The sequence below is a fragment of the Achromobacter sp. CF-sbj1-Ac2-l genome (genome assembly GCF_052698165.1).
Map to the genome: position 1 here is coordinate 5,721,757 of NZ_CP199855.1, position 20,784 is coordinate 5,742,540.

Here is a 20,784-nt window from a genome sequence, read left to right on the forward strand (position 1 = left end):
CGGACCGCGTCATGAGGCGCGCCGTCATGTGGCGGCCGCTGGCCCTGGCCGCGGCGCTGGCCGGCCTGCATGCCGGCAGCGTCCGGGCGGAAGAGGCGTTCGCCGACTGGCAATACGATTGCGTCGGCCGCACCTATGCCATCACCCCGGACGTCTCCTGCAACCGCGACTATGCCGAAGGCCTGGCGGCGGTGTTGACGGGCAAGGCGAGCGATGCGGCCGGCACCTGGGGCTATATCGACAAGCAGGGCCGGATGGCCATCACGCCGGCCTACCAGGACGCCGAGTCGTTCCAGAACGGGCTGGCCGCGGTGCGGCAGGATGGCCTGTGGGGCTACATCGATACGCGCGGCGCCTGGGTGATCAAGCCGCGCTTCGCGCGCGCCTCGGGCTTCAACGCCGCGGGCACCGCGCTGGTCGAGGACAATGAGCGCGACGTGCTCATCAATCGCCAGGGCCAGGTCGTCAAGACCTTCGAACTGGGCACGCGATCCTGGGGGTTCGAGCCGGGCCAGAAACTGGCGGCGATGGAAGTGCCGCAGGCGCCGCGCCTGTTCAACACCGCGACCGGCCGCGCCCTGACGCTGCCGGCCGACGTGATGCGGCTGGAGCGGCCGGTCGCCGACACGCTGCCGGCGCAGCGCCGCAGCACCCGCTACGGCGGCCTGTGGGGCCTGCTGGATGCCGACGGCAAATGGGCCATCGCGCCCGAGGTGCTGGGCTCGGATCAGCCGCCGCTGCGCGACGGCGACACGCTCGCCGTGCACCGCGACGAGGCCTGGGCATTCGTGCGGCCCGACGGCTCGCCGCTGACGGCGGGCCGTTATGAAAGCGTGGTCCGGCCCGGCGCGGGCCTGTGGCTGGTCAAGCCCCGCGACACGGCGCAGTACGTGCTGCTGGATGCCAACCTGCGGCCGATGCGCACCTTCACGAACCCCTATGTGGGCGTGGAGGAAAGCGGCGGCTGGAAGGTGCTGACCGACGTCGACGCGGTCGTGATGATCGCCCCGGACGGCAATATCGTGGTGACGCCGGCCGCCTTCGGCCGTGTCACGGTCAGCGACGATGGCCTGGCCTGGTTGTACGCCCAGGGCCCCGGCGACGCGTTCGCGAGCGACGCGGCCAAGCCTGCCTCGGAGACGGACCACGCCGACGCCGCCGCGGCGCCGGCCGAAGCGGGCGCCGGCCCCGCCGATCCCCCGCCACCGGCGGCGCCGGCCATCATCGAATCCGCGCCGACGCCAACGACTGCCGACGCCAGCGGTCCGGCGACCGATGCCGCGGCAGTCGACATCGCGGGCCCGACGGTCGATGCCGCGGTCGACAACGCGGTCCCCGCTGCCGTCGAAGCCGCGGCCGATGCCGCCACCAGCGTCGCGGTGGTCGGCACCGACAGCGAAGCCACGCTGCGCCAGATCTACCGCGCCGACGGCACGGCGCTGCTCGACAGCGATACCGCCGAACGCCTGGGCCAATATCGCGTGCTGCCCTTCTCCCCCCGGCGCGCCAACGACAGATCGCGCGAGGCCGGGCCCGACGCCGACCAATTGCCGCTGGCCCTGCTGCGGCCGAACGACTACCAGCAGCCCACCGGCATCCTGACGCGCTCGGGCAAGATCGTCACCAATCCCGACTGGGACGACATGAGCACCTACGACGCCGCCGCGCCGTTGCTGGTGAAGACGCGCAAGCGCACCGTCGGCGCGATCGACGCCGAGGGCAACTGGATCCTGCCGCCCACCTACGCCGGCATCGGCGGCTTCAAGGGCGCCTACAGTTGGGCGCGCACGCCGGGCATGAGCCGCGACGAGGCCGTGCTGATCGACACACGGGGCAACGCGCAGAAGCTGCCGGCCTACGTAGAAGTCAACGGCGAGAAGATCGACGGCGACCTGCTCTACTTCTACAAGCAGGACGAGCGCCGCAACCGCCGCTGGGGACTGTGGAACATCCGCAGCGCCAGCGTCGCCGTGGCGCCGACGCTGGGCCGGATCGAGGATTTCCAGGACAACTGGGCCAAGGCGCAGGACCGCGACCGCTGGGGCATCATCGACCGCCATGGCAAGTGGGTCGTGCCTGCCACCTACACCGGCAGCTACGACCTGGACTACCTCGGCAACGGCTACCTGCTGGTGCGCGAGCCCAAAGGCAAGAATGACTCGGGCTACCGCGACGACTACCGCCTGATCCATTTGCCCAGCGGCAAGCGCAGCGCGGTGCTGCACGAGAAACCGCAGGACCTGAAACACGGCCGCTACCTGGGACAGGGCAAGGACGGCGGCACGCTGCTGTTCGACGCAGGCGGCGGCATGACCCGCCTGTTCGACGGCGTGCCCGAGCGCCAGGATCAGTTCGGCGACTGGATCTACGTGCAATACCGTTCGCGCAACGGCGCGATCGACGCGCGCGGCAACCTCAAGGTCTCCGCCAGCAACGGCGAGTTCAACCCCTTCTTCGTCCAGCCCGAGGGCCTGGCGCGCGTCTACGACGGCCAGCGCTACCGCCTGATGGACGAAAACGGCAAGGCCCTGCTCGAAAAACTCGGCGACGGCACGCCGCTGGCCTCCATGCAGCGGGTGATCTTCCGCGACCGCGACACGGCGGAAAGCGTCATGACCGATCTCCAGGGTCGCGAAATCACGCGATTCAAGGGCGAGTTCGCGGTTGAAGAGGACACCGCCAGCGAGGGCGTGGTGGCCTATCGCGGCAACGGCGACCGCTACGGTTTCGTCAATGCCGCCGGCAAGCGCATCGTCGGCCCCTACTTCAACAAGCTCGGCCCGCTGCGCGACGGGCTGGCGCTGGCGCGGCGCGACCAACGCAGCGGCAAGCTGCTCGGCTACATCGACCTGAGCGGGCGCTACGTGATCCCGCCCGAGTTCGGCTGGGCCGGCGACTTCAAGGAGGGGCGCGCACTGGTGCGCCGCGATCGCCTGCTGGAATTCATCGACACCCGCGGCAAGACCACCGCCATCTTCGGCCTGCTGTGCGGCCAGATCATCGTGATGGACGGGCAGGAACGCGTGACCTGGCCGCGCGAGGAGCTGACTTGCCCCGACGCCGTCGGGACCGAAGGCGTGCCCGTCCCCGAATCCACCAAAGCAGAACAATCATGACCACGCGCGCGTTTCACGCTACCCATATCGCCTGCGCCGTCGCCGCGCTAGGCCTGTCGCTGTCCGCCCACGCCCAGTACCGCCAGAACGGCATCCCCTGCGTCGACGGCCTGATGGATCCGGCCGCGACCAGCCGCGACATCCAGGCCTACCAGGGCCCCACTGGCTGCATCGGGCCGCTGTCGGACAACCGCGCCGCCGTGCTGCTGCCGTCCTCGCTCGAGGAAATCGACCGCGTGCCGACCGACCAGTCGCTGCGCCGGCATGCCTGGGGCTTCATCGATGGCAACGGCAAGCTGGTGGTCCCGCCGCAGTTCGAGCTCGTCGGCAGCTTCCACCATGGCCTGGCCGCGGTGCGCTGGAAGGGCAAGTGGGGCTATATCGACGCTAGGGGCAGGATGGCAGTGCCGCCGCGCTATGACAGCGTCGGCGACTTCGTCGAGGCCGGGCTGGCGGTAGTGACGCTGGACGGCCAGCGCCAGTTGATCGACCGCAGCGGCAAGGCCGTGGGCGATGCGCTCGATGCCAGCGTCGAAAACGTGATCCTGGGCGAGGGCCGGCCCGCGCAACTGTCCGTCACCTATCGCGAGGAATACCGCTCCCCCGACGGCGAACGCCGCTACGCCAAGGATGGCCTGCGGGTGGTGTCGAGCTTCGGCAAGGACCTGTTCATCGGCATCGACAACCATGGCATGTACGGCCTGCTCGACGCCGACTGGAACTGGCGCGTGAAACCGAAGTTCAGCGACATCACGCGGCAGAAGGACGCTCCGCTGGCGCTCGGCATCGGCGACGAAGAGGTGGTGCTGATCGACGAGCAGGGCGCACTGATTGGCGAAGGCAAGCGCTACCAGCGCCTTGGCCGCGTCGGCAAGGCCTTCTGGAGCGCGCAACTGCCCACCAAGGGCTACGCGCTGCTGGACGCGCGCGGCCACTCCATTGCCACGCTCACCAACGAGGAAGCGAACGCCTCGGACATCTACGACAACACGCTGGTCTACGTCTCGGGCGACAGGCTCAAGGCCTACGTGCCCGGACGCCCCGAGGCCCTGACGCTGGGCAGCCGCGACCTCAAGCCCGAGGAGAACGAAGGCGGCTATCTGCTGTTGCGCGACAAGGCCGGCAACGTGGCCGGCCTGCTGACGCCCAAAGGCGTCTGGCTGCAGGGCGAGAGCGCGCCGCCCTGGCTGGCGCAGGCCGGCCGGCTGGCGGTGCGCCAGGGCAAGCTGTGGGTCTCCAGCCAGGACGGCCAGTTGCTCAACGCGATCGACGCCGATGGCCGCGCGGTGCTGCAGCCCGAGGCGGTCGAAGCGGCGCAAGGCTCGCAACTGCGCGACTTGCCGCTGGACGTGCCGGATGGCCCGCTCGGCGTGCTGGGACAGGGCTATTGCCACTGCACGGAAGGCGGCGCCGGGCTGCTGTTGGCCGACGGCAGCGTCGCCACCCGCAAGGACTGGAGCGAGATCGTGCCGCTGGACGGCCCGCGCGACGACGACACGGCGCAGGACGACGCCGAGGCCGAACCGCTGACCGCCGACCAGTTGCGCTTCGCCGCGCAGAGCGACGCGGGCATGCAACTGCTCGACGGCCGCGGCAAGCCGATGGACCTGCCGCTGCAACAGCACATCGGCGCCTTCCGCCATGGTTACGCGCTGATCTACGCCAAGGGCGAGACGCGCCTGGTCGACCGCGCCGGCAAGACCTACGACCTGCCCGACTACTTCGAGGCCGAAGTGGTCGCGCCGGGGCTGGTACGCTACCTGAAGACCGCGGCCGAAGGCGATCCGTGGGGCCTGTACGACTTCATCGCCGGCAAGGAAGTGTCGGCCCCGGCCTTCCAGTACATCGGCGCGTTCCACGACGGCCGCGCCATCGCCGCGCTCGGCAAGGACAAGGTGGGCGTGATCGATCCGCAGGGCAAGTGGATCGTGCCGCCGCGCCACAACGACGCCCGCCGCGTCAACGACAAGCTGTGGCTGATGTACCAGGCGGGCTCGAAGGAAGAGGACTACCGCCGCCCGGCCGCGCTGTTCAATCGCGAGGGACGCGCCCTGACCCGCTTTCAGCCGGCGCTGGAAGTGTCGCGCGACGGCAGCGGCGCCTATCTGGCCTACAGCCAGAAGAACCGCTGGATCATCGCGCCCGACGCCTCCGACGCGCTCGACCTGCAGGACGCGAACTACACACCCATGGGCACCTGGCTCGCCATCCGCCGCGCCGACCGCCACGGCTACGTGGATGGCCAGGGCCGCTGGCAGATCGCGCCGGGCGCGGTGGCCGGCACGCCATTCCAGGGCACGCCGCCGCGCGCGCTGGTCAGCGGCGAAGACGGCGCCCGCCTGATCGACGAACACGGCAAGACCGTGGCCAGCCTGCCTGCCGGCGACTGGTACTGGCCGGCAGGCTCGGCCTGGTTGCTGCGTTCGGACACCGACGCCGAGGGCAACCCGGTCACCGTTTACACCGACACCGCGGGCAAGACCCGCATGACCCTGCCGGGCACCGCGACCTCGTTCTCCGAAGGCCAGGCAGCCATGGGGCTGCCCAACGGCAACATGCGCGCGGTCAACGACAAGGGCGTGGCGACCGGACCGACGTTCGACCACATCGGCCCGCGCCGCGATGGCCTGGCGCCGGTCCTGGTTGGCGACCGCTACGGCTACGCCGACGGCCAGGGCCGGCTGGCGATCACCCCGGTGTATCTGTGGGCTTCGGCGTTTGCCAACCAGCGCGCCGTGGTGTCGACGCGGGACATCTCGATGATCGTGGACGAGCGCGGCACGATGGTGGCGCGCGTCACCATGGAATGCGGCATCCGCACGCTCCGCGGCAGCTACAACCAGCGGCTGTGGCCGCTGTCGATGCCGCAGCGCTGCCGCCAGTGAGGCCAGCTCGCGCCGGCGCGAGCCGGCGCGCCGCATCCGCGCCCCGCTACTGCGCGTCCAGCGCCAGGTAACGACGGGTCTGCACGATCTCCTCGCGTTCCTTAAAACTGGTCAGGCGCTCGGCCAGCGCGCTGCTGTCGCCAGTCTCGCGGATCGCCGCCAGCGTGGCCTGCATCGCGTGGATGGCGGCGCGCTGCAGGTCCGATGGAATGATCGCCAGGCGATAGCCCATCGCGGCCAGGTCGGGCAGCGGCACCAGCGGGGTCTTGCCGCCATAGAACATGTTGATCAGCTTCAGGCCCGGCAGCCGGTCGGCAATGGCGCGGATCTGCTCCAGCGTTTCCGGGGCCTCGACGAACACCATGTCGGCGCCGGCCTTCACATAGCGCTCGGCGCGCGCGATGGCCGCATCGAAGCCTTCCACCGCGATGGCGTCGGTGCGCGCGATCACCATCGTGTCGGCGTCGGCAAGCGTCTGGCGGGCGATGTGGACCTTGCGGCACATTTCCTCCGCGTCCACCAGGCTCTTGTCGTCCAGGTGGCCGCAGCGCTTGGGAAACGACTGGTCCTCGATGTGGAAGGCCGCGACCCCGGCCCGTTCCATGATGCGCACAGTGCGCTCGACGTTGGCCGAGCCGCCGAAGCCGGTGTCGGCGTCGGCCACCACCGGCAGGCCGCTGGCGTCGACGATCTTCTCGACCCGGTCCATGACCTCGGTGAAGCTCAACAGGCCGATGTCGGGGTAGCCCGCGGCGCGCGCGATGGCGCCGCCGCTGGCGTAGACGGCATTGAAGCCGGCCGCCGCCACCAGGCGGGCCGACATGCCATCGTAGGCGCCGGGCGCCACCACGATGTCCTGGGCCAGATGGCGGCGCAGCAGCGCGCCGGGAGCGGGAGTCGAAGCCATGCGCATTCCTTTGGAAGACGAAGAGGGGGATATCCGCATCATCGTGCCGCCACACTAGAATGTCCAATATATGGAAAATTGATAACCGGTACTTTTTGGATACCAATATGGAACTGCGCCACCTGCGCTATTTCGTGGCCACCGCCGAGGCCCAGCACTTCACCCGCGCGGCCGAGCAGTTGGGCATGGCGCAGCCGCCACTGTCGCAGCAGATCCGACAACTGGAAGCGGAGATCGGCACGCCGCTGTTCGAGCGGCGCGGCCGCGGCGTCAGCCTGAACGATGCCGGCCGCGCCTTCCTTGCCTGCGCACAGGACATCCTGCAGCGCGCGCAGGACGCGGCGCGGACGGCGCAACGCGCGGCGCGCGGCGAGGTCGGTGAACTGTCGCTGGGCTTCACCGAATCGGCGTCGTTCCATCCGGTGGTGACCGAATTGATCCGGCTCTACCGGCAGCAATACCCCGATGTGGAAATGACGCTGTCGCAGGATGACAGCGAAACGCTGGTGGCGCGCCTGCGCGACGGGCTGATCGACGCCGCCTTCGTGCGGCCGCCGTTCGCGATGGAGGGCGGCCTGCGCTTCATGCAGTTGACGGAAGAGCCGCTGGTGGTGGCGCTGCCGCTGGGCCACGCGCTGGCGCGGCGCAAGCGGTTGGCGCCGGCCGACCTGGCGCAGGAGCGCTTCATTCAGTATTCACGCAAGTCGGGATACGGCCTGAGCGCGGACATCATGGCGGCGTGCCGCCAGCATGGGCTGAACCCGCTGCCGGGCCAGCGCGCGCCGCAGTTGTCATCGGCGGTGAACCTGGTGGCGGCGGGCATGGGCGTGGCGATCGTGCCGGCGTCGCTGCGCCACCTGCGTCCGGACGGCGTGGTCTACCGTCCCTTCGCGCTGGACTGGCCGCGCGCGGTGCTGGGGCTGGCGGTGCGCGACGACGCGCCCGGCGGACGGGTGGCCAACCTGCTGGCGCTGGCGCAGGGGTAGCGGCGCGCGCGACGTCAATCGTCGTGCGATTCGTGCACGGCGATGGCGCCGCGCTTCCAGTAGCTGGCGGCGCGGATGCGGCGCTTGTCGACGCCGTGCTGCGCGACCATGATTTCACGCACCGCCTTGGCCACGGCCGACTCGGCCGCGATCCAGGTGTAGCCCTCGCCGGATGGCAACGCCAGCTCACGCGCGGCTTCCAGCAGCAGCGTGCTGTAGCCGGCCGCGGTGCCGTCGCGGTGCAGCCAGCGCACGGTGGCCTGCGCTTGGGTCGGCAGCGGGATCTCGTTGGCGGCGGCCGGCACTTCGACCAGCACCAGGGCCTGCGCGGTCGCGGGCAGTTCCTCCAGGCGGCGGGCGATGGCGGGCAGCGCGGTCTCGTCGCCGATCAACACGTGCCAATCGAAGCCCTTGGGCACCACGAACGAACCGCGCGGTCCGCCGATGCCCAGGCGCTGGCCAGCCTCGGCCTGCTCGGCCCAGGTCGAGGCCGGGCCGTCGCCATGCAGCACGAAGTCGATATCCAGCTCCTCGCGCGCGGCGTCGTAGCGGCGCGGCGTGTAGTCGCGCGCGGCCGGGCGCGGCGCGCCGTCGGGGAATTTGATGCCGTCGGGACCGACCTCGGGCAACAGCAGCGGTTGCGACGGATCGGCGGGAAAAAACAGCTTCACGTGGTCGTCGAAGGACGCGGACACGAAGTCGCGCAGGTCTTCGCCGGTGAAGGTGACGCGGGCCAGCAGGCCGGCGATGCGCTCGACGCGCGCCACGGTCAGGATGCGCATCTTCAGGGGATGGCGCACGCGTTCGACAGTCAGGTCGCTACGGGTCATGGGGTCTCCAATGGGATAGGCGGAATCAGTCACAGCTCTTGCCGGTGATTTCCGCGGTCGCGCGACGCAGGATGGCGGCGATGCGACGTTGCTCGGCGGGCGAGGCCTCGGTGCGTTGCAGCAGCGCGTGGCGGATCTCCTGGCGGGCGTGCACGAACTCGTCGATCCAGCCGCTGGCGTCTTCCTCGGCGGCAGCGCGCGGCTCGCCGCTCCAGGCCTGGCGCATCCAGTCCATCTTGCGGGCCACGTGCTTGAGCTTGTTGAACATCACCGACAGGCGCTCGCGGTTGGCTTCCAGGTGTTCGCGGCCCGGGTCCGCCAGGTGGTAGCGCTTCTTGCTGCCCTCCTGCTCGACGGTGGCGTAGCCCAGTTCTTCGAGATAGGTCAGCGCCGGATACACCATGCCCGGGCTGGGCGTGTAGAAGCCGTTGGACATCGCGCCCAGCGCCTTGATCAGCTCGTAGCCGTGGCTGGGGTTCTGTTCCAGCAGGCCGAGCAACATCAGTTGCAGGTCGTCGGCGGTGACCTTGCGGCCGCGCGCCCAGTGACGGCCATCGCCGCCGAAGCTGTCGTCGGCATCGCCGCCGCGGCCATTGCCGCCCCAGGGACCGCCGAACCAGCCGCGACCGCCGCCGGCGTGGCGGCCATGGCGGCCGCGGCCGCCGTGCAAGCCGTCCGCGTCATGGCCGGCGTGGCCATGGCGTTCGTGACGGCCGTGGTGATCGTGATGATCGTGGAACTCGTGGCGGCCATGATGGCCGTGGTGATCGTGGGATTCGTGATGGCCATGGTGGCCATGGCGGCGCTCGTGCAACGCATGGCGCGAGCCACGGGCGAAAGCGGTCAGGAAATGAAAGTGGCGCATGGGGGCCTCGCTGGTGTCTGACGTATTACTTACGATGTATCTTAAGATATAGGTCTTACGATACACAGACACGATTCCGGCCGTCAAGCGCCTTCTTGATTCCCGCCGCTATCGGCGCTCGTTGTCCAGCACGCCGGCGGCGATGCCGGCCACGATCAGCGCCATGCCCAGCAACAGCGGCGCACTCAGCGGCTCATGCAGCAGCGCCGCCGAGCACAGCAGGCCCACCACCGGCACGCCCAGCAGGCCGATCGCGGTGACGCCCGCGGGCAGGGATCGGTTCACGTTCACCGCCGCCCAATAGGCCACGGCGATGCCAAACACCCCGCCGTAGCCCAGCAGCCAGGCCAGGTCCGCATGCCACAGCACGCGCGGCGCGCCCTCCGCCGCCCAGGCCACCGCGGCCAGCACGCCGGAAGCCAGCAGCGCCTGCCAGAACGCCAACTCGAACGGCGGCGTGACCCAGCGATGCGCGCGCACGTAGACGATATTGGCGGCCCAGCACAGCGCCGCGAGCAGCACCAGGCCGTTGCCGAACACCGCCTCGTGATTGCCCCAGTCGAACGCCAACGGATTGAAAATGACGGCCAGCCCGAGCACGCCCAGCGCCAGCCCCAGTTGCCGTCCGCGTCCGATCGGCTCGCCCAGGAACACGGGGGCGGCGGGAATGACCCACAGCGGCGTGGTGTAGGCCAGCACCACCGAGCGGCCGGCCGGCACGTATTGCAGTCCGAGGCTGACGAGCGCGGCGAACGCGCCCATGTGCAGCAGGCCCACGCTCAGGATCACCGGAATGTCGGCCTTGACCGGCCACGCCACGCGCCGCAGCGCCAGGCCCAGCGCCAGCAACGCGGCGGTGCCGACGACGCTGCGCGCGGCCACCGCCCAGATCGGGGTCATGTATTGCAGCAGCAGTTTGCTGACGACCCAGGTGAGCCCCCAGGCCAGCACCACCACGATAAGCAGCGACAAGGCCTGGCGGCGAGGCAGGATTTCAGTGGACATGGCGTGGGCGGAAGTGGCGGATCGCCCCGACTATAGAAGCGCGCCGCGCCCCCACCGTAGAACCACGCGGCGCCTAATCTCTGGAGCCACGCACGGCCGCGCGCGGCTTGCGCGCCAGCCAGCGCGCGAAGGCCATGGCCTGCGGCTCGTCCGGCGCGGGCGCGTACACCACCAGGCGCAGGTGGCGGCTTTCATCGACCGACAGGGTGGAATGCTCGAACGCCACCTCTCCCAGCGTCGGCAGGCGCAGGCTGCGCACGCCCATGCAGGCGCCGTGCACGTCGTGCTCGCGCCACCAGGCCTTGAACTCGGGCGCGACGCGCTCCAGTTCGTCGACCAGTTCGGTGATGTCCGGCGCGCCCGAGGCCGAGGCGAAATCGCGCCGGAAGGTGGACAGCATGGCCGGCGCCTGAGCCGGCCAATCGACGAACAGTTCGCGCATCGCCGGATCCACGAACAGCATCCACAGCAGGTTGCGCCGCCCCGTCGGCTGCGCGCCGAAACCGAACACGCGTTCGGCGGCGGCATTCCACACCACCACGTCCCAGCGCAGGTTGAGGATGTAGGCGGGACGCGCGGGCAGGTCGTCCATCAGGCGCCGCACCTGCGGCGGCACGGTGCACCAGGTGCGCCCCGGTTCCGCCGGCGGACGCTGGTGCGCCAGCAGGTACAGGTGGCGTCGTTCCGCCGCGTCCAGCCGCAGCACGCGCGCCAGGTTCTCCAGGAAGGTGGCCGACACGCTGATATTGCGGCCCTGCTCGAACCAGGTGTACCAGGCCAGGCCGACGCCGGCCAGCGCCGCCACTTCCTCGCGCCGCAGGCCAGGGGTGCGCCGGCGGCCGCCGGCGGGCAGGCCCAGCGCGGCCGGACTCAGGCGCTCGCGGCGCAGCCGCAGGAATTCGGCGAGGTCGCCGCGGGTACGGTCCAGCCGCTGCGCGCCCGTGCCGAGCGCGCCGGTGCGCGGCGCGGGCGCGGCGTCATGCGAAGGGGAACGGGGCATAGGCTATTGCCTTCAGTAATAGCATAAACAGCTAAATTGTATAAGTCTGGAACAGCCCACAGAATAGCGCCAATCCCCACTCCCGCGGCCTGTCCATGCCCTGCGCCACCCTGCCCTCGCCCTGCCCCGACACCTCCGCCCGCCCCGCCACGCCGGGCCCGCTCGGCCTGGCCGTGCTGCTGTCCGGCGGCTTCATCACGATCTTCGACCTGTTCGTGGTCAACGTCGCCATCCCCAGCATGCAGCACACGCTGTCGGCCAGCTTCGCACAGATCAATTTCATCATCGTCGCCTACGAGCTGGCCTATGGCGTGCTGCTGATCGCCGGCAGCCGGCTCGGCGACCGCCATGGCCGCCGGCGCCTGTTCATGCTGGGCATGGCCGGCTTCGCGCTGGCCTCGGCGCTGTGCGGCCTGGCGCCCGATGCCAACACGCTGATCGGCGCGCGCGTGCTGCAGGGCGTGGCGGCGGCCATGCTGTTCCCGCAGGTCTACGCGCTGATCCGCGTCAGCTACGACGGCCACGCGCGGCGGCGCGCCTTCGGCCTGCTCGGCATGACGCTGGGGCTGGCGGCCATCGCCGGCCAGGTGCTGGGCGGCTGGATCGTGCACGCCGACCTGTTCGGCCTGGCGTGGCGCACGATCTTCCTGGTGAACGTGCCGCTTGGCGTACTGGCCTGGCGGCTGGCGCGCCACATCCCCGAATCGCGCGACGCCGCCGGCGCGCCGATGGACTGGGGCGGCTCGGCGCTGGTCGGCGCGGGACTGGGCCTGTTGCTGCTGGCGCTGGTCGAAGGCCCGGCGCGCCATTGGCCCGTGTGGACGCTGGCCTGCGGCGCGGCGGCGGTCGCGTTGCTGGCGCTGTTCGTGTGGACGCAGCGCCGCGCCGGCGCCGCCGGGCGCGTGCCGCTGGTCGATATGGCGCTGCTGGCGCAACCGCGATTCGCGGCAGGCTGCCTGCTGGTGACGCTGGTGTTCTCCACCGCCAGCGCGATGTTCCTGTGCTACGCCCTGCTGTTGCAGACCGGACTGGGCGTGGACGCGCTGACGGCGGGCGCGGTGTTCGCGCCCGCCAGCGTCGGCTTCGTGGCGGGCTCGATGGCCGCGCCGCGACTCGTGGCGCGCTTCGGCACGCGCGCCATCATGATGGCCGCGATGCTGTACGGCGGCGCCACGGCCGCGTTGATGTGGCAGGTGGACGCGGCCGGCGCCCTGCTCGCGCCCTGGTCGCTGGTGCCGGCGCTGATCTGGCTGGGCGCCGCGCAGGGCGCGGTCAATACACCGCTGGTCAACCTCGCGCTGGGGTTGGTGCAGGACCATCACGCGGGCATGGCCGCCGGCGTGGTCTCGACGCTGCAACAGGTCGGCGCGGCGCTGGGCGTGTCCGCCGCCGGCATGCTGTTCAGCGGCGCGCTGGACGCGCACGCCGACGCGGCGCTCGGCGATCGCTATGCGCGCGCGTTCGCCAGCGCCATGCAGTTCAACGTGGCGGCGATCGCCGCGTCGGTATTGCTGCTGTGGTGGCTGGGACGGCGGCGCTGCCCTAGCCCGCCGACAATTCGCGCGCGCGTTGCTCGGCCTTGAGCGCCGCCTCGGTAATGGCGGGCGCCACGCCCGCCTCGCGCAGATGCGCCAGCGCGGCGTAGGTGGTGCCGCCCTTTGAGGTCACGCGTTCCTGCAGTTCGACCAGGGGCGCTTCGTCGCGCGCGGCCAGCTCGGCGGCGCCGCGAAACGCCGCCACCGACAGGCGGCGCGCATCGACCGCGCCAAAGCCCAGCGCCAGCGCCGCCTTTTCCAGCGCCGCCATGAAATGGAACACATAGCCCGGACCGCTGCCGGTCACGGCGGTGACCGCGTCGATCAGGGTTTCGCGATCGACCCAGATGCGCTCGCCCACGGCGGCGAACACCGCGTCCACCTGCTCGCGCTGCGCCGCGCCGCAAGCCTGGCTGGCGTACAGGCCCGTCATGCCCAGCCCGACCTTGGCCGGCGTGTTGGGCATGGCGCGCACGATACGGGCATGGCCGTCCAGCCATTGCGACAGCGCGCTGAGATTGACCCCCGCCGCGATACTGACCACCGTCGTCTGCGCGCGTAGATGCGCCTGGACTTGCCCGCACGCCTCGCGCAACACCTGCGGTTTGGTCGCCAGCACGCACAGCGCCGCGTCGGCGATCTCGGCGCCGACGCTCTCGCGGCACGTCACGCCGCGCGCGAGCAGGCCGGCGCGGGTGGGCTCGAAGGGTTCGATCACCAGGAAATCCGCCAACTGGCGGCCCTGTTCGAGCAATCCTTCGATGATGGCGCTGGCCATGTTGCCGCCGCCGATGAAGACGATTTTTTCTTGCATGATCCTGCTTCCTTTCCTCAATCGAAAATGGCCCGGCGCCTGCGCACCGCCGTGGCATCCAGCGCGCCAATGCGAGTGCGCCCTAGCAACCGTAATGTGTTTTCCAGCTCGGCGCGCAGGATCGCCAGCACCTCGCCCGCGCCGCGCGGCCCGCGGCCCGCCAGCCCATACAGCGGCGCGCGGCCCAGCAGCACCGCGCGCGCGCCCAGCGCCGCCGCCTTGGCGATATCGCTGCCGCGCCGCACCCCGCCATCCACCAGCACTTCGAGCGACTGCCCCAGTTCGGCCGCGACCTCCGGCAGGACTTCGAGCGGGCAGGGAGCGCATTCCAACTGCCTGCCGCCATGGTTGGACAGCACGATGCCGTCCACGCCGCGCGCCTTGGCCCGGCGCGCATCGGCCAGCGTCTGGATGCCCTTGATGACGATGCGGCCGCGCCACCGCCGGCGCAGCCAGTCGATGTCATCCCAGGTCAAGGCCAGGTCCATCTGCCGGCTCAGGGCGGACGCCTGTTCGGAGATGTTCTCCCGCGCGTTGGAACTGACGGCCAGGTTCTTCAGTTGCGGCCCGCCACCGCGCAGCATGCGCCAGCACCAGCCCGGATGCGCCGCCAGGTCCAGCAGCAAGCGGCCGGAAGGACGCAGCGGCAGTTGGAAGCCGTTGCGCTTGTCATGGTCGCGATTGCCATGCACCGGCACGTCGACCGTCAGGAACAGCGCCGTGTAGCCGCTGCCCCAGGCCCGGTCCATCAGGTGTTCGGCGATGCGGCGCTCGCGCTGCACGTACAACTGCAACCACAGCTCGCCCGCGCCCGCCGCGCGCACTTCTTCCAGCAGCGAGGTCGATGCGGTGGACAGCACGAACGGCAGCCCCGCTCGATGCGCGGCGCGCGCCAGGTGCACGTCCGCGTCGGGCCAGAACAGCCCGTTCAGGCCCGTCGGCCCGACGATCGCGGGCATGGCCGCGGCCGCGCCCAGGACGGTGGTTTGCAGATGGCAGTCGGTGACGTCCGCCAGCACCTCGGGCACGAATTCCAGCGCGCCGAAGGCGGCCACGTTGCGCCGCAACGAGGCGCCGTCCTCCGCGCCCCCGTCCAGATAATCGAAGGCCAGCCGCGGCAGTCGCTTGCGCGCCTGCGCCCGGTAATCCATCACGCTGGGCAGCATTTCTCTTCCTTGTTGCCGGGAATCCGATTAAATTACATATCGAACGTATCGATTGTATTTCGATTGATTTTTAGACGATTGTCCGGATGTTCCGCCCTAGGACATACCCTCAATTCAATCGTTATACGATTACTTAAATCGAAAAGCGATTTAAGTAATCGTATGCTGTGTCTCAACGTGATCGGCTTTTCTACCCCCGATCTCCATGGGACGACAGACATGACCACAGGCACCTCCCTGCTCGATGCGCTCATCCAGGCCTTGGGCGACAGCGCGATCCTGCGCACCGACACCGACATGGCCGGCTACACCGAAGACTGGCGCGGCCGCTACAAGGGCGCGGCGCTCTGCGTGGCCCTGCCGAATTCCACGCAGCAGGTCGCCGACATCGTGCGCCTGTGCAACGCCCACGCCACCCCCGTGCTGCCGCAAGGCGGCAACACCAGCCTGTGCGGCGGCGCGGTGCCGGACGAAGCGGGCCCGCCCCCCGTCATCGTCAATCTCTCCCGCCTGCGCCAGATCCGCCGCGTGGACCCGGCCAACAACTCGATGGAAGTCGAAGCCGGCTGCGTGCTGGCCGCCGTGCAGCAGGCCGCCGCGGAACAAGGTCGCCTGTATCCCATCAGCCTGGGCGCGGAAGGTTCATGCCAGATCGGCGGCACCATCGCCACCAACGCCGGCGGCACCGGCGTGCTGCGCTACGGCAATACGCGCGACAACATCCTGGGCCTGGAGGTCGTGCTGCCCGACGGCTCCATCTGGAACGGCCTGACCGCCCTGCGCAAAAACAATACGGGTTTCGACCTGAAGCACCTGTTCATCGGCGCCGAAGGCACCTTGGGCATCGTGACCGCGGCCGTGCTGAAGCTGCACCCGCTGCCCACCCGCCACGCCATCGCCTGGCTGGCGCCCACCGATCCCCAGGCCGCGCTCGATATCCTGGGCCTGTTCCAACAGCAGTGCGGCTCGCGCCTGTCCGCCTTCGAGATGATCGACAGCAATCAGCTGGACATCGTCATGGCGCACGTGCCCGGGCGCAAGAATCCGCTCAGCGGCGCGCATCCGTGGCATGTGCTGGTGGAGCTGTCGGACACCGGCGGCGGGACGGAACTGCAGGACGTGCTGCAGCAGATCCTGGAGCAGGCGTCCGAACAGGGCCTGCTGCACGATGCCGTGGTGGCCAGCAACGACAGCCAGCGCGCCGCGCTCTGGGAAGTCCGCCACAGCGTCTCGGAAGGCAACAAGAAAGCGGGCGTGGGCCTGACCACCGACAGCGCGGTGCCCGTCTCGAGCGTGCCGCGATTCATCGCCGCCGCCACCGACGCCGTGCGCCGCCTGGTGCCCGACCTGCCCATCCTGATCGTCGCCCACCTGGGCGACGGCAACGTCCACTTCATTCCGTTTTTCACGTTCGACGCCTGGAACGCGCTGCCCGAGCGCGACGCCATGGCGGCCGCCATCCGCCGCGCCGTCAACGACGTGGCCGATGCGCTGGGCGGCACCTTCAGCGCCGAGCATGGCGTGGGCCGCACGTCGCTGGCCGAAATGGCGCACTACAAGTCCCCGGTCGAACTGGCCATGATGCGCACGCTGAAAGCCAGCTTCGACCCCGCCGCTCTCTTCAATCCCGGTCGCTTGCTGCCCTGAAGCCGCCCTTCCCGTCCGCCGTCCCGCTGGAGCCCTTCCATGAAATCCCCCTCCTACAACGCCTCGCGCCGCCGCGCGCTCAAGACCGCCGCCGCCGGCGTCGCCACCCTGGCCATGCCCATGATCTGGACGCCGTCGCGCGCGGCCTCCAAGCGCATCGTCGTGCGCGATGACGGCGGCATCTACAGCAAGGCCTATGGCGCGGTGTTCTACAAGCCGTTCACGGACGCCACCGGCATCCAGGTGGTGGGCGTGCAGGCCAACGCCGAGCCCACCGCGCAGATCCGCAGCATGGTGGACACCGGCAACTACACCTGGGACATGGCCAAGATCAGCCAGCCCGCCATCCTGATGCTCACCGAAGGCGGCAAGGTCTATCTGGAAAAACATGGCCTGGAATCCGACCCGGTCGTGGCCACCATCCCCAAGCAATACATGTCTCCCTATGGCGTGGGCAACAACGTCTACACCACGGTGCTGGCCTATCGCACCGACGCCTTCAAGGGCCGCCGCGCCCCGGCGTCGTGGGCGGACTTCTGGGACGTCAAGAACATCCCCGGCCGGCGCGGCCTGCGCAAGCATCCGTTCGACACCATCGAGGAAGCGTTGATGGCCGACGGCGTGCCGACCGACAAGGTCTACCCCTGCGACATCGACCGCGCCCTGGCCAGCCTGGACAAGATCAAGCCGTCGGTCGATGTGTGGTGGAACACCGGCGCGCAGGTCGAGCAGATGCTGGGCTCCGGCGAAGTCGACATGATCGCCACCTGGGTCTCGCGCGCCCAATCGGCCATCGCCAACGGCGCGCCCGTGCAGATCGTGTGGGACCAGAACATCTGGGGCTGCGACAACTGGTCGATCCTGAAGGGCACGCCCAACGCCGACGCCTGCCGCGAATTCATCAAGTTCGCCTCGGACCCCAAGCGCCAGGCCGCGCTGGTCGAGTTCTTCGCCGCCGGCGTGACCCAACCCGCCGCGTTCGACCACATCAAGCCCGACGTGGCGCGCAATTGCCCGACCCACCCCGACAACATCAAGACCGGCCTGCACATCAACGCCGCCTACTGGCTGGACAAGCAGCGCGACGTGCTCGAGCGCTTCAACGGTTGGGTCTTGAAGTAACACCTTGCATACGCCGAACACCATGTCTTCTTCCAATCTGCAGATCTCGGGCCTGGGCAAGCGCTACGGCGATTTCGTCGCCCTGGCGCCCACGCACCTGGATGTCGCCCGCGGCGAATTCCTGACCCTGCTGGGCCCGTCCGGGTCCGGCAAGACCACGCTGCTGAGCCTGATCGCGGGCCTGGCCAGGCCCGACGAAGGCCGCGTGCTGATCGACGGCAACGACGTCACCCACGGCGCGCCGTACGAGCGGGACATCGGCATGGTGTTCCAGAACTATGCGCTGTTCCCGCACATGACCATCCTGGAGAACATCGCCTTTCCGCTGAAGATGCGCAAGGTGCCGGCGGCCGAGGCGAAGCGGCGCGCGCAGGAAGCGCTGGACATGGTGCGGCTGCCGCAGGTCGGCGCGCGCCTGCCGCGCGAACTGTCGGGCGGCCAGCAGCAGCGCATCGCGCTGGCGCGCTGCATGGTCTACCGCCCCGCGATCATCCTGATGGACGAACCGCTGGGCGCGCTGGACAAGAAGCTGCGCGACCAGATGCAACTGGAGATCAAGCGCATCCACCGCGAACTGGGCACCACCATCGTCTACGTGACGCATGACCAGGAAGAAGCCATGACCATGTCCGACCGCATCTGCCTGATGAATGGCGGCGCGATCGAGCAACTGGGCACGCCAGCCGACCTGTACTTCCGCCCGCGCACCCTGTTCGTGGCGGACTTCCTGGGCGAATCCAACCTGCTGCAGGGCGAGGTCACGGCCATCGACGGCCCCACCTTGACGGTCAAATTGGCGCAGCAGGGCGTCACCGGACAGGCCCTGTCCAACGGCGCCGCAATCAAGGTCGGCCAGAAGGTCACGTTGATGTTGCGGCCGCAGAACCTGCAGGCCGGCCCCGCCCGGGAGCACGGCCAGGCCCTGACCGGCAGGCTGCTCGACGTGATGGTGACCGGCAGCCTGACCAAGCTCTATCTGGATTCGGGCGCGCCCGACAGCGCCCCGCTCGTGGTCGCCTACCCGACGCGCCGCCAGGCCGAGCAGTACGCCATCGGCCAGCCGCTGTCGGTGACCTGGCAGGCCGCCGACGCGGTCGCCATCGCGGAGTGACCGCATGAGCCCCCTCGCCCCTCCCCGCAAGCGCATGAGCCAGGGCCGCCGCCATTTCCTCATGGCCGCGCCGCTGGCGATCCTGTTGCTGGTGCTGCTGATCTATCCGGTGGGCCAGTTGCTGCTGCTGAGCTTCTACGGCGACCAGGGCTTCTCGCTGGCGCAATACCACCGGCTGTTCGAGTCGTCGGTGTACGTCAACGTGCTGCTCATCACGCTGAAGATCTCGCTCTGGACGACTTTCTTTGCCGTGGTGGCCGGCTACCCGGTCGCCTACCTGATCTCGAGCCTGTCGGCCCGGCGCAAGACGTCGCTGCTGTTCTGGGTGTTGCTGTCGTTCTGGACCAGCTTCCTGGTGCGCACCTTCGCATGGGTCGTGCTGCTGGGCCGCAACGGCGTGGTCAACCAGATGCTGCAGGCGCTGGGCATTCTGGATGCGCCGGCCAACCTGCTCTACAACTTCGGCAGCGTGCTGGTCGGCATGGTGCATGCGCTGATGCCGCTGGCGGTGCTGACGATGCTGTCGGTCATGGAGAACATCGACCGCAACCTGCCGCGCGCCGCGTCCACCCTGGGCGCGCGCCCGGGCACCGCGTTCTGGAAGATCTACTTCCCGCTGTCCATGCCCGGCGTGGCCGCCGCGGCCATCATGGTGTTCGTCACCGCCATCGGCTTTTTCATCACCCCGGCGCTGCTGGGCGGCCGCAAGGAGACGATGATCACCCAGATCATCATCGACCAGGTGCAGCAGACCATGAACTGGGAATTCGCCGGCGCGGTGTCGGTGCTGCTGCTGGTGGTGGTGCTGGCCGTGTTCGCGCTGTACGACCGCATATTGGGCCTGTCGACCATGACCGGCGCCGGCGCGTCGCGCCCCCGCGCCTCGGCCAAGCCCGGCCTGGCGCGCCGCGCGGGCGAGGCCCTGCTGGACCTGCTGGCCGCGCTGTCCGACCGCCTGTTCTCGCTGCTGCCCACGCGCCTGCGCCGTTCGGTGTCGGGCACCGGCCAATCGCGCACCCTGTGGTGGATCGTGCTGGCGGTGCTGGCCTTCCTGTCCGCGCCCGCCTTCCTGATGATCCCGCTGTCGTTCGATTCCGGTTCCGGCCTGACCTGGCCGCCCAAGGGCTTTTCGCTGCAGTGGTACGAGCAGATGTTCACGTCGCCGGTATGGATGCAGGCCATCACGCGCTCGCTGGTCGTGGGCGTGGGCACCGGCCTGCTGGCCATGCTGATCGGCACGCCGGCCGCCTTCCTGCTGGTGCGCGCCGACATGCGCGGCAAGTCCGCCATGCTGGCCTTCGTGCTGTCGCCCATCGTGGTGCCGCGCATGATCATCGCGGTGGGCATGTTCTATTTCTTCGCCCGCGTCGGCCTGGTCGGTTCGACCGTCGGCCTGATCCTGGCGCACACGGTGGTAGCGGTGCCGTACGTGGTGATCACCATGATGGCGGTGCTGCGCAACTACGACACGCGCCTGGACCTGGCGGCGCAGAGCCTGGGCGCGGGGCCCTGGTCGACGCTGCGCTTCGTGACCTTCCCGATCCTCGGCGCGGGGCTGATGTCATCGTTCCTGTTCGCTTTCGCGACCTCGTTCGACGAGCTGACGATCGCGCTGTTCGCCTCGGGCGGCCTGAACGCCACCCTGCCCAAGCAGTTCTGGGATGAGGTGACGCTGCAGATCTCCCCGGTGATCGCCGCCGTGTCCACCTGCCTGTTTATCTTCATCGCCGCGCTGATCTGGCTCGCCGACCGGCTGCGCCGCCGCAGCCTGGCGGGCTGAGGCGCGGCGCCGTTT

Annotated in this window: 16 protein-coding genes; 9 read left to right on the forward strand and 7 right to left on the reverse strand. The window is 69.5% G+C overall.

Features of this window, described 5'->3' with window-relative positions:
• Window positions 1-11: 11 nt before the first annotated feature.
• Both ACUDCK_RS26225 and ACUDCK_RS26230 read left to right on the forward strand, forming a co-directional pair.
• Window positions 12-3,116, forward strand: a complete 3,105-nt coding sequence (locus tag ACUDCK_RS26225; protein WP_244976853.1) for a WG repeat-containing protein — start codon at window positions 12-14, stop codon at window positions 3,114-3,116.
• Window positions 3,113-6,001 (forward strand): WG repeat-containing protein, encoded by a 2,889-nt coding sequence (locus ACUDCK_RS26230; protein ID WP_445659273.1) that lies wholly within the window; start codon window positions 3,113-3,115, stop codon window positions 5,999-6,001. Before ACUDCK_RS26225 ends, ACUDCK_RS26230 begins: the two co-directional genes overlap by 4 nt.
• A 46-nt stretch (window positions 6,002-6,047) precedes the next feature.
• On the opposite strand, the gene ACUDCK_RS26235 is transcribed toward ACUDCK_RS26230, so the two are convergent.
• Entirely contained in the window at window positions 6,048-6,908 is an 861-nt protein-coding gene (locus ACUDCK_RS26235) for an isocitrate lyase/PEP mutase family protein (protein WP_175167010.1), read from the reverse strand.
• Between the two features lie 107 nt (window positions 6,909-7,015).
• On the opposite strand from ACUDCK_RS26235, the gene ACUDCK_RS26240 reads away from it, so the two are divergent.
• The gene (locus tag ACUDCK_RS26240; RefSeq protein ID WP_064525049.1) at window positions 7,016-7,894 is read left to right on the forward strand and encodes a LysR family transcriptional regulator; all 879 of its coding nucleotides are present in this window, start codon (window positions 7,016-7,018) and stop codon (window positions 7,892-7,894) included.
• A 14-nt stretch (window positions 7,895-7,908) separates the two neighbouring features.
• Here ACUDCK_RS26240 and ACUDCK_RS26245 read toward each other — a convergent pair whose 3' ends face one another.
• Together ACUDCK_RS26245 and ACUDCK_RS26250 are read right to left on the reverse strand one after the other, a co-directional pair.
• Window positions 7,909-8,724 carry a siderophore-interacting protein gene (locus ACUDCK_RS26245; RefSeq protein WP_064525052.1) on the reverse strand — a complete coding sequence of 272 codons (816 nt, stop codon included), beginning with the start codon at window positions 8,722-8,724 and terminating at the stop codon, window positions 7,909-7,911.
• A gap of 25 nt (window positions 8,725-8,749) precedes the next feature.
• Window positions 8,750-9,394 (reverse strand): PadR family transcriptional regulator, encoded by a 645-nt coding sequence (locus tag ACUDCK_RS26250; RefSeq protein WP_240317270.1) that lies wholly within the window; start codon window positions 9,392-9,394, stop codon window positions 8,750-8,752.
• On the opposite strand from ACUDCK_RS26250, the gene ACUDCK_RS26255 reads away from it, so the two are divergent.
• Window positions 9,389-9,610 carry a hypothetical protein gene (locus ACUDCK_RS26255; RefSeq protein ID WP_155755518.1) on the forward strand — a complete coding sequence of 74 codons (222 nt, stop codon included), beginning with the start codon at window positions 9,389-9,391 and terminating at the stop codon, window positions 9,608-9,610. The genes ACUDCK_RS26250 and ACUDCK_RS26255 overlap by 6 nt on opposite strands.
• A gap of 87 nt (window positions 9,611-9,697) precedes the next feature.
• Here the strand turns inward: ACUDCK_RS26255 and ACUDCK_RS26260 are convergent, their stop codons facing one another.
• Window positions 9,698-10,594 (reverse strand): DMT family transporter, encoded by an 897-nt coding sequence (locus ACUDCK_RS26260; RefSeq protein WP_175167009.1) that lies wholly within the window; start codon window positions 10,592-10,594, stop codon window positions 9,698-9,700.
• Window positions 10,595-10,667: 73 nt separating this feature from the next.
• Window positions 10,668-11,594 carry a helix-turn-helix transcriptional regulator gene (locus tag ACUDCK_RS26265; protein ID WP_244976852.1) on the reverse strand — a complete coding sequence of 309 codons (927 nt, stop codon included), beginning with the start codon at window positions 11,592-11,594 and terminating at the stop codon, window positions 10,668-10,670.
• A 95-nt stretch (window positions 11,595-11,689) separates the two neighbouring features.
• Here ACUDCK_RS26265 and ACUDCK_RS26270 point away from each other — a divergent pair, with 95 nt between their 5' ends.
• Entirely contained in the window at window positions 11,690-13,177 is a 1,488-nt protein-coding gene (locus ACUDCK_RS26270; RefSeq protein ID WP_175167008.1) for an MFS transporter, read from the forward strand.
• On the opposite strand, the gene proC is transcribed toward ACUDCK_RS26270, so the two are convergent.
• Both proC and ACUDCK_RS26280 read right to left on the reverse strand, forming a co-directional pair.
• A complete protein-coding gene (proC, locus tag ACUDCK_RS26275) occupies window positions 13,137-13,943 on the reverse strand; it encodes a pyrroline-5-carboxylate reductase (RefSeq protein WP_064525067.1) in 807 nt (268 codons plus the stop codon). The genes ACUDCK_RS26270 and proC overlap by 41 nt on opposite strands.
• Window positions 13,944-13,960: 17 nt before the next feature.
• Window positions 13,961-15,109 (reverse strand): alpha-hydroxy acid oxidase, encoded by a 1,149-nt coding sequence (locus ACUDCK_RS26280; RefSeq protein WP_175167007.1) that lies wholly within the window; start codon window positions 15,107-15,109, stop codon window positions 13,961-13,963.
• A 219-nt stretch (window positions 15,110-15,328) separates the two neighbouring features.
• On the opposite strand from ACUDCK_RS26280, the gene ACUDCK_RS26285 reads away from it, so the two are divergent.
• The 4 genes from ACUDCK_RS26285 to ACUDCK_RS26300 are packed head-to-tail and all read left to right on the forward strand — an operon-like array spanning window position 15,329 to window position 20,769.
• Window positions 15,329-16,756 (forward strand): FAD-binding oxidoreductase, encoded by a 1,428-nt coding sequence (locus tag ACUDCK_RS26285; RefSeq protein WP_054500517.1) that lies wholly within the window; start codon window positions 15,329-15,331, stop codon window positions 16,754-16,756.
• A 39-nt stretch (window positions 16,757-16,795) separates the two neighbouring features.
• Window positions 16,796-17,878 carry an ABC transporter substrate-binding protein gene (locus ACUDCK_RS26290; RefSeq protein ID WP_054414558.1) on the forward strand — a complete coding sequence of 361 codons (1,083 nt, stop codon included), beginning with the start codon at window positions 16,796-16,798 and terminating at the stop codon, window positions 17,876-17,878.
• Window positions 17,879-17,900: 22 nt separating this feature from the next.
• The gene (locus tag ACUDCK_RS26295; protein ID WP_045953411.1) at window positions 17,901-18,989 is read left to right on the forward strand and encodes an ABC transporter ATP-binding protein; all 1,089 of its coding nucleotides are present in this window, start codon (window positions 17,901-17,903) and stop codon (window positions 18,987-18,989) included.
• A gap of 4 nt (window positions 18,990-18,993) precedes the next feature.
• Window positions 18,994-20,769, forward strand: coding sequence for an ABC transporter permease subunit (locus tag ACUDCK_RS26300; protein ID WP_175167006.1), 1,776 nt, complete (start codon window positions 18,994-18,996; stop codon window positions 20,767-20,769).
• Window positions 20,770-20,784 lie beyond the last annotated feature (15 nt).